The following is a 12,801-nucleotide window of genomic DNA, read 5'->3' on the forward strand; positions in this document are numbered from 1 at the left end:
AGAGGCGCGGTCAGGCGCGGGTCACCTTCGGCGGTGTCGTCGCCTCGGCGAAGGCTGCAAGCACCGCCTCCACCCCGTGCTGTTCCGAAAGCCGCAGCAGGGCAAAACGGATTTCCGCCATCTCGCGGTAATAGCGCAGGAAGGCCGCGTTCAGCGCCGCCCCGGCCACCGCGCCCAGCACCGGCACTGCCTGCGTGGCAAGCTTCTGCCCCATCGCCGTGGCAAGCCGGGGCGCGACCGTGCGGATCAACTGCCCCAGCGCCGGCCCCGTCACCGTCAGACGGGCCGACAGGAAGGAGGTGTTCACCCCGTCATCCGTGGCCAGCGGACTGCCCGCCGCAAAGACCCGCAGGCATTCCGCCCGGATCGCCGGATCGTCAGGATCATATCCCGCCTCGCGCGCCGCGCGGCGGATCGCATGCAGGATCACCGTGATCGTCACCGGCAGTTCCGCGACAGAGGTCGCGATGCCCCCCGCCCCGCCGATGGCCCCGCTCACCATCGCCGCCGCCAGCGGCCCCTGCCGCCCCAGATCGGGCGCGCGGTCGCCCTGTGCGGCCAGCCCATGCGCCGCCAGCAGCGCGCGTTCCACCACCGCGTTGACCTGCGCCTTCACCCCGTCGGGCAGTCCGTCCAGCCGATCCTCCAGCCGCCCGCCGACGCGGTTGACCAGCGCCATGACCGGCCCGTTCGCACGGCGATAGCGCCGCGCCAGCGCCTTGATCTCGGCACGGCGGTCGGGGGCGGCGATGGCGGGCAAGGTTTCCATGGCGCAGAATGTGGGGCCGATCCCGCCCCGGCGCAAGACATGCCCGCAGGCTGGGGCGCTCAGGTCGCCTTGGTCACCGCGCCCCGCACCCCGTCCCATGCGCCCGCCTTCAGCGCAAGGCCCAGCACCCGGTCGGGGTTCGTCGGGGGCGGCATCTCCACCCCCTCCAGCTTGGTGAAGCCGAAGCGGGAATAATAGGGCGCATCCCCCACCAGCATCACCCGCTCCCATCCCAGACGCCGCGCCTCGGCAAGGCTCTCGTTGATCAGAAGGCCCCCCAGCCCCTCGCCCTGCCGCGTCGGATGCACCGCCACGGGGCCAAGCAGCAAGGCGTCCTGCCCGCCCACCTCGACCGGCCAATAGCGGATCGCGGCGGCCAGCGTCCCGTCGCCATCCCGCAGGATCAGGCAGAGCGCGGCCACCGTGGGCACCCCGTCGCGCAGCCGATAGGAGGAAAGCGCCGTGCGACCCGGCGCGAAGCAGAGGTCATAGAGCGCCTCCACCTCCCACCAGTCCTCCTCGGTTTCCTCGTCCAGACGGTACAAGCGGGCGGCCTCCGAATCCTCTGGAAACGCCCGTAACATGGCCCTACGACAGGATCAAACCGCCATGACCGGGACCGCGCCCTGATGTTCTACCGCCCCAGCGAAGGCCACGGCCTGCCGCATAACCCCTTCAATGCCATCGTGACGCCCCGCCCCATCGGCTGGATCTCCACCCGCGGGCCGCAGGGCGACAACCTTGCCCCCTATTCCTTCTTCAACGCCGCCGCCTATGCGCCGCCACAGGTCACCTTCGCCTCCACCGGCCTGAAGGACAGCGTGACCAACATCCGCGCCAGCGGCGTCTTCGCCGTGAACATCGTCGCCGCGGCCATGCTGCATCCGATGTCCGAAACCTCTGCGGCCCTGCCGCCCGGCATGGATGAATTCGCCCATGCGGGCGTCGCCAAGGCCGAGTGCACCACCATCCCCTGCCCCCGCGTGGATGGTGCGCCCGCCACGCTGGAATGCGAGGTGGTGGATATCCTCACCCTGCGCGGCGCCGACAATTTCCTTGTGATAGGCGAGGTGGTGGGCATCCACCTGCGCGACGATTGCCTGCGCGACGGGCGCTTCGACGTCACGGCCTACCAGCCGCTCGCCCGCATGGGCTATCGCGATTACGCGGTGGTGCGCGAGGTCTTCGAACTGAAACGCCCGAACGAAGCCTGACCCCTTTCCGCGCCCGGAAACCCTGCTTAAGCTCTGCCGCGGCAAAGGGCGGGGTGCGGGCGATGAAGACGATGATCGGGGTGATCGGCGGGTCCGGGGTCTATCAGATCGACGGGCTGGAAGGAGCAAGCTGGGTGAAGGTGAAGACGCCTTGGGGCAAGCCTTCCGACGAGGTGCTGCTGGGGCGGCTGGATGGCGTGCCCATGGCCTTCCTGCCCCGGCACGGGCGCGGCCATGTCCATGCCCCCTCCGACATCCCCTTCCGCGCCAATATCGACGCGCTGAAACGGCTTGGCTGCACCGATGTGGTCGCCGTCTCGGCCGTGGGGTCCCTGCGCGAGGATTTCCGACCCGGCGATTTCGTCATCGTGGATCAGTATATCGACCGCACCTTCGCGCGGGCGAAATCCTTCTTCGGCGCGGGCTGCGTGGCCCATGTGGGCTTTGCCCATCCCACCTGCCCCCGCCTTTCCGCCGCCTGTGCGCAGGCCGCCCGCGCGGCGGGCGTCACCGTGCATGAGGGCGCGACCTATGTGGCGATGGAGGGGCCGCAATTCTCCACCCTCGCCGAATCGCGCCTCTACCGCTCATGGGGCGCCGATGTGATCGGCATGACCGGAATGCCCGAGGCGAAACTCGCCCGCGAGGCCGAGCTTTGCTATGCCTCCGTCGCCATGGTCACCGATTACGACTGCTGGCATCCCGGCCATGACGCGGTGGATGTGGCCGCCGTGATCCGCACGCTCACCGCCAATGCGGGCAATGCGCGGGCGCTGGTGGCGGGGCTGCCCGCCCTGCTGGGCGCGGAGCGCGCGCCCTGCCCGCATGGCTGCGACCGCGCGCTGGACATGGCCCTGATGACCGCGCCGGATCGGCGCGACCCGGACCTTCTGGCAAGGCTCGACGCCGTGGCGGGCCGGGTGCTGGGGGGCTGAGCGCGCAGGCTTAAGCCCCCGCTAACCCGGCGGGCAGCGAATGGCGGCCTTCCCCGAACGGAAAGGTCATCCGCCATGCTCGCCTCCCATATCCGCTTCCTGCAACGCAGGCTTGCCACGCTCGGCCACGACCCCGGCCCCGCCGACGGGCTGCGCGGCCCGCGTTCCGATGCCGCCATCCGCACGGCCCTCGCGACGCTGCCCCCCCTGCCCAAGGGCTGGCAGGTCTGGCCTGCCCGCCGCCGCGCCGTGGCTTGCCTGCAGGCGCTGGCCCGTGCCGAGGGCATCGATCCCGGCCCGATCGACGGCTTCTGGGGTCCGCAGACCGATTACGCGGTCACCGCCCTCATCACCCTTGCCGCGACCGGGCGCCGCCCCGATTGGCGCGACATCGAACCCGCCCGCGCCACGCCGCACCGTTGGCCGACCGAGGCCGGGGTGCCCGCCCTCTTCGGCCCGCACGGGGTGGAGGGCGGCCATCGCCCGCCGCTTGTGGAGGTCCCCTCGCCCTGGCCCTTCCGCATCGCTTGGAACCTTGCCCAGACGCGCAGCTTCCTTTGGGCGCATGAACGCACCGCCCCCTCCGTCGCCCGCATCCTGCAGCGCATCCACCTGCACTATGGCGAGGCGCGGCTGCGCGACCTCCGGCTCGACATCTTCTCGGGCGACTATGCCCCGCGCCTGATGCGTGGCAGCCAGCGCCGCTGGTCCATGCATGCCTGGGGCATCGCCTATGATTTCGACGACAGCCAGAACCGCCTGCACTGGGGGGCCGACCGCGCCCGCCTTGCCCGGCCCGAATACCTGCCCTTCTGGGAAATCTGGGAATCCGAAGGCTGGGTCTCGCTTGGCCGCAGCCGCAACCGCGACTGGATGCATGTGCAGGCCGCGCGGCTGGACTGACCTATGTTTCGACCCGGAGAGAAATACCTTCGGGGGAAGGCGCGGCACGCGCCGGGGGGGGCGGACAGCCCCCCTGTTCCTGCGCGCAACGCCAACCCCGCCACGCCACCCCCGCCACGCCCCCCTCGACGCTCCCCGTCCCGCCCGCTACACCAAGGGCGAACAACCGTCAGGACGCGCCATGGCCAAGACCGTCAAGGACTACATCCGCACCATCGTCGACTTCCCGCATGAAGGCATCCTCTTCCGCGACGTGACCACGCTCTTCGCCGATCCGCGCGGCTTCCGCATGTGCGTGGACCAGCTTCTCGCCCCCTATGCGGGCCTGCGCATCGACAAGGTCGCCGGGCTCGAGGCGCGGGGTTTCATCCTTGGCGGGGCGGTGGCGCACCAGCTTTCGACCGGCTTCATCCCGATCCGCAAGAAGGGCAAACTGCCCGGCGCGGTGATCAGCGAAAGCTACAAGCTGGAATATGGCGAGGCGACCGTCGAGGTGCATGACGACGCCATCCAGCCCGGCGAAAAGGTGCTGCTGGTGGATGACCTCCTCGCCACGGGCGGCACGGCCGAGGCCGGGATCAAGCTGATCGAACGGCTGGGCGCGCAGGTCGTGGCCTGCGCCTTCGTGGTGGACCTGCCCGATCTGGGCGGGCGGAAGAAACTGGAAGGCATGGGGATGGATGTCCATGCGCTCTGCGCCTTCGAGGGGCTTTGAAAAAAGCGCGTCCCGGCCATCGACGGCCATGGACGCTAACCCTTCCTTAACGTTCCGCCCCTAAAGCTGAGTCTCGTCGGGGACACCCACCCCGGCGCTGCTTGCAGGGACCACACCCCCAAGGCCCCGCCGGTTCACCCCGGCGGGGTTTCTTCATGCCTCCCTCCCCCGCCATCGGCCCCATCGTCATTGCCCTGTCACAGGGCACGGTCTAAGTCCGCCGCATGACACCGCTCCGCGACCTCATCCACACCTTCGGCCAGATCGGCCTTCTGTCCTTCGGCGGCCCCGCCGCGCAGATCGCGCTGATGCATCGCGTTCTGGTCGAGGAACGGAAATGGCTGACCGAGAAGGAATACCTCTCGGCCCTCTCCTTCTGCATGCTCCTGCCGGGGCCAGAGGCGATGCAGCTTGCCACTTGGTCGGGCTGGCGGCTGCGCGGCACGTTGGGTGGGCTGATCGCCGGGGGGCTCTTCGTGCTGCCCGGCGCGCTGGTCGTGCTGGCGCTGGCCATGGTCTATGCAGAATTCGGCGATGTCCCGCTGGTGCAGGCGGTCTTTGCAGGCGTGCAGGCCGCCGTCGCCATCATCGTGATTGAGGCGCTCCTGCGCGTCGGGAAACGCGCGCTCAAGGGGCGCGCGGCGCTGGTCATCGCGTCACTGGGCTTCCTCGCGCTCTTCGCCTTCAACGCGCCCTTCCCTCTGGTGATCCTGGCGGCGGGCCTATGGGGTTTTGCCACCGCGACCCGAGGCGCGGAGGGCCGCGCCACTGAGGCCCCGCCACCTGCACGGGCGATGGGGGCGCAGACCCTGCGCACCATCCTCCTCTGGACGCTGATCTGGCTCTTGCCCCTTGGCGCGCTTTGGTTGGCCGAGGGCGGCATCCTTGCCGAAATCGGCGCCTTCTTCGCGAAACTGGCGATCCTCACCTTCGGCGGGGCCTATGCGGTGCTGGCATGGATGGCGCAGGCCGTGGTGGAGGAGAAGGGCTGGCTCACCCTGCCGCAGATGATGGACGGGCTCGGTCTGGCCGAAACCACGCCGGGGCCGTTGATCCTCGTCACCGAATTCGTGGGCTACATGGCCGCGCATCAGGCGGGGGGCTGGGCCTTGGGTCTGGCGGGGGCGGCGGTGACGCTCTGGGTCACCTTCGTGCCCTCCTTCCTGATGATCTTCGCGGGCGCGCCATGGATCGCCCGCATCACCGCCGAGCCGCGCCTTGCCGGGGCATTGTCGGCCATCATGGCCGCCGTGGTGGGCGTCATCGCCAATCTGGCGCTGTGGTTCGCGGCGCATGTCTTCTTCGCCGATCTGTCGAGGGCAAGCTTCGGACCGGTCAGCCTGCTCGTCCCCGACCTGACCAGCTTCGCCCCCGGCCTTGCCGGGATCGCGCTGATCTGCGGCTGGCTCCTCCTGCGCCGCCATGTCGCGCTGCCGCTGGTGCTGCTGGTCGCGGCCCTGCTTGGGCTGGGGCTGGAGGGGCTGGCCCCGTCCATCGGATAGCGGGAGGTGGGCATCGCGGGACGGATCGGGGAAAGCGCCCCTTTCCTTCCGCCCCGAATCCCCCATAAATGGGCGCAAAGCGGAAAGGACAGCGCATGGCCCGTTCCATCGACTACGGCAACCTGATGCATCGCGCGATGCGGGGTCTGATCCAGACCGTGCTGCGCGATGTCGCCAAGGACGGCCTGCCCGGCGCGCATCATTTCTTCATCACCTTCGACACGACCCATCCGGGCGTCGCCATCGCCGATTGGCTGAAGGCGCGCTATCCGGAAGAGATGACCGTGGTCATCCAGCACTGGTTCGAGAACCTCGAAGTCACCGATGACCAGTTCTCGGTCACGCTGAATTTCGGCAACCAGCCGGAACCTCTGGTCATTCCCTTCGATGCCGTGCGCACCTTCGTCGATCCCTCCGTCGAATTCGGCCTGCGCTTCGAGACGCATGAGGATGACGACGAGGAGGACGAGGACAGCGCCGAGGATGACGGCGACGATGACGACGACCCGCCGCCCCAGCGCGACGCCGAGATCGTCAGCCTCGACAAGTTCCGCAAGCACTGAGCGGCACCGCCGCCGAAAAATCTTCGTCCGAAGATTTTTCCCAGACGAAGAATTTTCGTACGAAAATTCTTCGTCCCCTTGGTATGCGACGGTATGCCAATTGATTTTGCGGCCCCTGCCCGCTAAGGCGGGCGAAAGCGACATCAGGAGGCTTGCCCATGACCGCGACCCGCACCGAGACCGACAGCTTTGGCCCGCTGGAGGTTCCTGCCGACAAGTATTGGGGGGCGCAGACGCAGCGTTCCATCATCAACTTCCCCATCGGCTGGGAACGCCAGCCCGTCGCGATCATCCGCGCGCTGGGGGTGATCAAGAAGGCCTGCGCTCTGGTCAACATCGATCAGGGCGACATTTCTCCGGAACTGGGCAACGCCATCGCGGCGGCGGCGCAGGAGGTGATCGACGGCAAGTTCGACGACAACTTCCCCCTCGTCGTCTGGCAGACGGGGTCGGGCACGCAGTCCAACATGAACGCGAACGAGGTCATCTCCAACCGTGCGATCGAGATGCTGGGCGGCGTGATGGGATCGAAGAAACCCGTCCACCCGAACGACCATGTGAACATGGGGCAGTCCTCCAACGACACCTTCCCCACCGCCATGCATGTGGCCATCGGCATGATGGCCCGCGACGTGCTGCTGCCGGGGCTGGAAAAGCTGTCGCGCGCGCTCTGGGCGAAGTCGGAAGAGTTCAAGGACATCATCAAGATCGGCCGCACCCATACGCAGGACGCGACGCCCCTGACGCTTGGTCAGGAATTCTCGGGTTACGCCACGCAGGTGGACAAGGGCATCGCGCGGGTGAAGGCCTGCCTGCCCGACATCTATGAACTGGCCCAAGGCGGCACCGCCGTGGGCACGGGGCTCAACACCCGCGTCGGCTGGGACAGCCGCGTCGCCGCGCGCATCGCCGAGATCACGGGCCTGCCCTTCGTCACCGCCCCGAACAAGTTCGAGGCGCTGGCGGCGCATGACGCGATGGTCATGTTCTCGGGCGCGCTGAAGACGGTTGCGGCGGCGCTCTTCAAGATCGCCAACGACCTGCGGCTTCTGGGCTCCGGCCCCCGCTCGGGCCTGGGCGAGTTGATCCTGCCGGAGAACGAGCCGGGATCGTCCATCATGCCGGGCAAGGTCAACCCGACGCAGGCCGAGGCGCTGACCATGGTCTGCGCCCATGTCATGGGCAATGATGCTGCGGTGGGCTTTGCCGGAAGCCAAGGGCATTTCGAGTTGAACGTCTACAACCCGATGATGTCCTACAACGTGCTGCAGAGCATGCAGCTTCTGGGCGACGCGGCGGGGTCCTTCACCGACAACATGGTGGTCGGCACCCAGGCAAACACGGCGCGGATCGACAAGCTGATGAAGGAATCGCTGATGCTGGTGACGGCGCTCGCGCCCACCATCGGCTATGACAATGCGACCAAGGTGGCGAAGACCGCGCACAAGAACGGCACGACGCTGAAGGAAGAGGCCATCGCATTGGGCTTCGTCGACGCCGAAACCTTCGACCGCGTGGTGCGGCCGGAGGACATGATCGGTCCGAAAGGCTGAGGCATGGCCGAGATCGTCAACCTGCGCGCGAAACGGAAAGAGGCGGCCCGCAAGGCCGCCCGCGCCAAGGGCGACGAGAACGCGGCGAAGTTCGGCCGGACCAAGGCCGAGCGGGAACTGGAACAGGCGCGGGCGGAGAAGGCCGCCCGCGACCTCGACGCGCACCGGCGCGACGAATGACCGCGCGGCCCGTCAAGCACTCCCTGACCCTGCGCGGGCACCGCACCAGCGTCAGTCTGGAAGAGGAGTTCTGGCAGGCCTTCCGCGCCATCGCGGCAGAGCGCGGCCTGACGCTGAACCAGCTTGCGGTGGAAGTGGACGAGGCGCGGGCGGGCGACATAGGCCTCGCCTCCGCGATCCGGGTCTTCGTGCTGCGAAGGTATCGCGGTTAACCCGGCCTTTACCCCGTTGCGTCAGGCTGCGGGCATGAGCCGCAACCTTCTTCCCTATACGACCGAGGGATGGATTTCCCATCTCTTCAACTCGCAGGCCGCGCGGGATGGCGGGGTCATCCGGCGTCAGGTCCGCGATGTCGAACGCTATGTGGGTCGCGACCTGTTCCTTGCCGAAATGCGCAGGCGCGGTTTCCCGGTGCTGGAAAATGCCGGCCAGTTCATCATCATCTGCAATCAGGAACCCATCCGCCGCGTCGTGTAGCGATTTCTGACGCAGAAATCGCGGCGGAATTTGACGCAAATTCCGCCAACAGGCGCCGCGCCCGGAACCCGATTTCTGTGTGCAGAAATCGTCGCGAAATCTGCGTCAGATTTCGCCTCCCCGCCGCGTCACCCGCAGCCACACCCCATCCCGCGCACGCACCGTCAGATGCGCCACCGGCACCGGCACCCGCCCCTCCACCACCTCGAACCGGAACGACCGGCACAGCATCGCCAGCAAAAGCACTCCTTCCGCCATGGCAAACCCAGCCCCCGTGCAGACCCGCGGCCCGCTGGAAAACGGCAACCACCCGTCCCGCGCCTCTGCCTTCGTCTCCTCCCGCGCCCAGCGGTCGGGGTCGAAATCATCCGGCGCGGTCCAGATCCGCTCATGTCGCCCCAGATGCCACGACGACAGCACCACCTGCGCCCCCGGCTTCACCGCCCTGCCCCGGAACTCCTCGGGGCAGGTCGTCTCGCGCACCATCATCGGCACCGGCGGAAACAGGCGCAGCGCCTCGCGGAACACATCCCGCGTCAGCCGCAGCCGCGACAGCGCCGAAAACTCCGCCGCCATCCCCACCGCCTCCGCCGCCACCCGCTCCTGCACCTCCGGATGCGCCGCGAGAAGCCACAGCGCCCAGCCCAGCGCGCTGGCGCTCGTCTCATGCCCCGCAAGGAAGAAGATGGCGACCTGATCCACCATCTCCTCGGTCCCGAAGCGTTCCCCCGTCACCGGATCCGCCGTCACCATGATCTTCGTCGCCAGATCGTCCGGCGCCACCCCCGCCGCGATCTCCTTCGCCCGCCGCGCCGTCATCGCCGTGATCAGTCGCCGGATCTCCGCCGCCGCCGCCCGCGTCCCCCGCCGGAACCCGCGCGGCATCCAGCGCGGCAGCGGCAGGAAGGCCGCAAGGTTCAGGATCGGCTGCGTCCGCTGATAGGCGCGGAAGGCATGGAACACCGCCGTCGCGTCCCGATCCTCGATCGGCACCGAAAACAGCGTGCGGAAGATCACATCCGCCGCCGCATGCGAACAGACCTCCTCCACCTCCACCACACCCACCGGCATCCGCGCCACCGCCGCCTCCCCTGCCGCCCACATGGCCGGAAAGGTATCCCTGAGCCGCCCCCCCTCGAAGGCCGGGTCGATGATCCGCCGCTGCCGCTTCCACTGCGTGCCATTCGTCACGAATACCGACTGCCCCAGCAAAGGCGCCAGCCCCTCGCGCACCCTGTCGGATTTCGGGAAATCATCCGGCCTCTCCTGCAGCACAAGCCGCACCAGCGCCGGATCGTTGCACATGTAACTGCGGAAGAAGGGCGTCCGGTACTCCGCCATCCAGGCCCGATACAGACGCGCGGGCTGGGCGGAAAGGATGTCGCGCCGGAACAGCCGCAGATACTGCCACAGCGACACGCGATCCGGCCGCGGCGCGGGCTTGGGCACCCTCATGCCACGCTCCTGTAACCCGACAGCGCCCGCTCGATCCGGCTTCTGGACGGCGCGCGCCCCGCAAACCGCGCCCGCAGGGTCAAGGGTCCGGCGGTGATGCGGAAATAGTCGTAATCCCCCGGCCTGTCGAAGGCGCACATGTACTGGAAATGCAGCCGGAACCAGCGAAACCGCATCTTGCGCCACCGCTCCGGGGAAAAGGTCTGCGTGAAGGCGCAAGACATCACCAGCGGCCAGCGCTTCCCCTCCCCCGCCACGCCCGACACCGCGACCGGATCACACAGCGCAAAGGCACAGCCATCCCCCGGCGCCGTCACATCGACCCAGGCCAACTCGTCCCGCGCCGAAAGATAGGCCAGATCACCCCGCAACTTTCGTGCCTCTGGCAGGAAGGACACCATGGGCACCACCTGCCCAAGGCTGAGAAAGGACAGCGCCGCCCCCCGGCCCGGCAGCCCCGCCCGAATCAGATCGGCAAGGATCGACACGCCCAGTATCGCCCCCGAGGAATGCCCCACCACCAGCACCTCATCCCAATCCTCCTCCAGCGCCGCGCGGATGCGCGCGCCAAAGGCCGCCATCCGCGCCTCCAGCACCGCAGGATAGGCGCCCCAGAGCCCCGCGGAAAAGGCGTAATCATGCATCAGGTAATAGGCCAGAAAGCGGCGATCCAACCGCTGGAAGGCCCGCAGCACCGCCCAGACCATCGCCAGCCCCAGCCCCGCGCCCAGCGCGATCCCCGCCCAACCCGGCAGCACCCATGCCACCGCCCGGCCCGTCCCCCATCCGGCCAGCGCCGCGAAAACCGCCTGCAGAGACAGCATCACCACCGGGTAAAGCGCGGCCAGCGTCGGCCCCTTGCGCAACCGCCCCAGCCGGAACAGCGCGCCCGAGGCGACATAGATCCACGCCGTCCGCAGCATCTGCCCATAGGTCGCAGCAACCGTCCGCCGCATCGACCCGCCGATGATATCGGCCCAGGCCAGCACCTCCACCTCGCTGCGCACCTCCTCGCCGTCGACTTGCGCCGTCACGGTCCAGCCATGCGCCATTCCGGCAGGCTTGGCCCCCACCTCCAGCGCATAGCCGGAAATCGCGGCCTGACGCGGCCCTTCCACGCGATAGAACTGGCGATAGCGCCGGGTCTGCAGGGGATCGAAGCCCGGAATGTAGAAGACCCGCCGCCGCCTGACCTGCCCCGTCTCGCGTGGCCCCAATCCCGTCATCCGCACATCTCCGCACCTGCACCGCCCGCAGTATGGCGCGCCCCGTGCCTCAGCCCAAGAGGGGAATGCCGAACCGATCGAAGGTTTCCAGAAGCCACCAGCTGAAATCCGTGAAGGCCCCGGTCAAAAGCGCCAGCCCCACCGCCACCAGCAATGCGCCCATGGCCCGCTCGATCCATTTCATGTGCCGCTTCAGCCGCTGCATGATGCCCATGGCCCGCTCGATGAACATCGCCGCCAGCAGGAAGGGTATGCCCAGTCCCGCCGCATAGACGCCAAGGAGCAGCGTCCCCCGCTCCACCGATCCCTCCTGCGCCGCCAGCGACAGGATGGCCCCCAGTTGCGGCCCGATGCAGGGCGTCCAGCCGAAGGCGAAGGCAAGGCCAAGCACATAGGCCCCCAGCGCCGACCCGCCCCTGTCCCCCGCATCCAGCCGCGCCTCGCGGTCAAGGATGCCGATGCGGAACACCCCAAGGAAATGCAGCCCGAAGATCAGGACCACCGCCCCCGCCACCTGCGAGAAGATCACCTGATTCTGCAGGAAGAACGCGCCAAAGGCGCTGGCCGTGAAGCCCAGCAGCAGGAAGACCGTCGAAAGACCCAGCACGAAGAACAGCGCAGGCAGCATCACCCGCCGCCGCGCCGAGGCCCCGCCCGCCGTCATCTCGCCCATGGAAATCCCGCCCATATAGGCCAGATAGGGCGGCACGATGGGCAGGACGCAGGGGCTCAGGAAGGACAGGACGCCGCCCAGCAATGCCACCAGCATCGCAGGCCCCAGCCCCGCATCCATGATCTCGAACCCGAACATGCAGACCTGTTACCCGCTTCCACCGCCGCCGTCACCACGTTCCTTCGTCACATTGCCGTGGCCCTGCCCCGCCCCTTCCGCTATCACCCGCCCATGACCGACGACCATGACATCGCGCTGGATTGCGAGGGGCTCCTCTGCCCCCTGCCCGTGCTGCGCGCGCGCAAGCGCCTCGCCGCCATGCGCCCCGGCCAGATCCTCCGCCTCACCGCGACCGACCGCATGGCCGCGATCGACCTGCCGCATTTCTGTGCCGAGGCCGGCCACACCTTCCTCGACGCCACCGAAACCGGCCCCGTCACCACCTACCGCATCCGCCGCGGCCCCTGACCCCGCGGCCCTGACACCTCCCCCTGCCCCTTCGACCCGGAGAAAAATACCCCGGGGGTCCGGGGGTGGCACCCCCGGGGAGACAAGCGGCGCATGCCGCGCAGGCGACCCAAAAGGACTGCGCCGCAGGCGCTCAATTTCCTTCCCCGCGCAGCCAAAAGCGGAAAG

General features: G+C 68.4%; 16 protein-coding genes. 11 read left to right on the plus strand and 5 right to left on the minus strand.

Translation table 11 applies throughout. The annotated features are described in order from the left end of the window. Positions 1-10 precede the first annotated feature (10 nt). Both TabM4_RS12820 and TabM4_RS12825 read right to left on the minus strand, forming a co-directional pair. Positions 11-769 carry an EcsC family protein gene (locus TabM4_RS12820; RefSeq protein ID WP_434612887.1) on the minus strand — a complete coding sequence of 253 codons (759 nt, stop codon included), beginning with the start codon at positions 767-769 and terminating at the stop codon, positions 11-13. Positions 770-828: 59 nt separating this feature from the next. Then, positions 829-1,314, minus strand: a complete 486-nt coding sequence (locus tag TabM4_RS12825; RefSeq protein WP_434622067.1) for a GNAT family N-acetyltransferase — start codon at positions 1,312-1,314, stop codon at positions 829-831. An 84-nt stretch (positions 1,315-1,398) separates the two neighbouring features. Between TabM4_RS12825 and TabM4_RS12830 the strand changes: the two genes are divergently transcribed. From TabM4_RS12830 to TabM4_RS12875, 10 genes are all read left to right on the plus strand, one after another. Then, positions 1,399-1,983: a flavin reductase family protein gene (locus TabM4_RS12830; protein ID WP_434612889.1), complete on the plus strand. Its 585-nt coding sequence runs from the start codon at positions 1,399-1,401 to the stop codon at positions 1,981-1,983. Positions 1,984-2,045: 62 nt separating this feature from the next. After that, a complete protein-coding gene (locus TabM4_RS12835; RefSeq protein WP_434612891.1) occupies positions 2,046-2,918 on the plus strand; it encodes an S-methyl-5'-thioadenosine phosphorylase in 873 nt (290 codons plus the stop codon). A 75-nt stretch (positions 2,919-2,993) separates the two neighbouring features. Then, complete coding sequence (locus tag TabM4_RS12840; protein ID WP_434612893.1) at positions 2,994-3,821, plus strand: hypothetical protein; 828 nt, start codon at positions 2,994-2,996, stop codon at positions 3,819-3,821. A 181-nt stretch (positions 3,822-4,002) separates the two neighbouring features. After that, on the plus strand, positions 4,003-4,536 hold the full coding sequence (locus tag TabM4_RS12845; protein ID WP_434612895.1) for an adenine phosphoribosyltransferase: 534 nt from the start codon (positions 4,003-4,005) through the stop codon (positions 4,534-4,536). 224 nt (positions 4,537-4,760) lie between these two features. After that, complete coding sequence (gene chrA / locus TabM4_RS12850) at positions 4,761-6,038, plus strand: chromate efflux transporter (protein WP_434612897.1); 1,278 nt, start codon at positions 4,761-4,763, stop codon at positions 6,036-6,038. Positions 6,039-6,133: 95 nt separating this feature from the next. Continuing rightward, positions 6,134-6,601: an SspB family protein gene (locus tag TabM4_RS12855; RefSeq protein WP_434612899.1), complete on the plus strand. Its 468-nt coding sequence runs from the start codon at positions 6,134-6,136 to the stop codon at positions 6,599-6,601. Positions 6,602-6,759: 158 nt separating this feature from the next. Next, positions 6,760-8,154 (plus strand): class II fumarate hydratase, encoded by a 1,395-nt coding sequence (gene fumC / locus TabM4_RS12860; RefSeq protein ID WP_434612901.1) that lies wholly within the window; start codon positions 6,760-6,762, stop codon positions 8,152-8,154. A gap of 3 nt (positions 8,155-8,157) precedes the next feature. Further along, the gene (locus TabM4_RS12865) at positions 8,158-8,334 is read left to right on the plus strand and encodes a DUF4169 family protein (protein ID WP_434612903.1); all 177 of its coding nucleotides are present in this window, start codon (positions 8,158-8,160) and stop codon (positions 8,332-8,334) included. After that, the gene (locus tag TabM4_RS12870; protein ID WP_434612905.1) at positions 8,331-8,546 is read left to right on the plus strand and encodes a ribbon-helix-helix domain-containing protein; all 216 of its coding nucleotides are present in this window, start codon (positions 8,331-8,333) and stop codon (positions 8,544-8,546) included. Before TabM4_RS12865 ends, TabM4_RS12870 begins: the two co-directional genes overlap by 4 nt. A 34-nt stretch (positions 8,547-8,580) precedes the next feature. Continuing rightward, the gene (locus TabM4_RS12875; protein WP_434612907.1) at positions 8,581-8,811 is read left to right on the plus strand and encodes an N-(5'-phosphoribosyl)anthranilate isomerase; all 231 of its coding nucleotides are present in this window, start codon (positions 8,581-8,583) and stop codon (positions 8,809-8,811) included. A 105-nt stretch (positions 8,812-8,916) separates the two neighbouring features. Here TabM4_RS12875 and TabM4_RS12880 read toward each other — a convergent pair whose 3' ends face one another. The 3 genes from TabM4_RS12880 to TabM4_RS12890 are packed head-to-tail and all read right to left on the minus strand — an operon-like array spanning position 8,917 to position 12,303. Then, the gene (locus TabM4_RS12880) at positions 8,917-10,266 is read right to left on the minus strand and encodes a cytochrome P450 (RefSeq protein ID WP_434612909.1); all 1,350 of its coding nucleotides are present in this window, start codon (positions 10,264-10,266) and stop codon (positions 8,917-8,919) included. Beyond that, the gene (locus TabM4_RS12885) at positions 10,263-11,492 is read right to left on the minus strand and encodes a hypothetical protein (RefSeq protein WP_434612911.1); all 1,230 of its coding nucleotides are present in this window, start codon (positions 11,490-11,492) and stop codon (positions 10,263-10,265) included. The genes TabM4_RS12880 and TabM4_RS12885 overlap by 4 nt, the downstream gene beginning before the upstream one ends. A 49-nt stretch (positions 11,493-11,541) precedes the next feature. Beyond that, entirely contained in the window at positions 11,542-12,303 is a 762-nt protein-coding gene (locus tag TabM4_RS12890; RefSeq protein WP_434612913.1) for a cytochrome c biogenesis CcdA family protein, read from the minus strand. A gap of 93 nt (positions 12,304-12,396) precedes the next feature. On the opposite strand from TabM4_RS12890, the gene TabM4_RS12895 reads away from it, so the two are divergent. Continuing rightward, entirely contained in the window at positions 12,397-12,633 is a 237-nt protein-coding gene (locus TabM4_RS12895; RefSeq protein WP_434612915.1) for a sulfurtransferase TusA family protein, read from the plus strand. The last annotated feature ends 168 nt before the right edge of the window (positions 12,634-12,801 follow it).

The organism is Tabrizicola sp. M-4, from assembly GCF_051132405.1.
Lineage (GTDB): Bacteria > Pseudomonadota > Alphaproteobacteria > Rhodobacterales > Rhodobacteraceae > Paragemmobacter.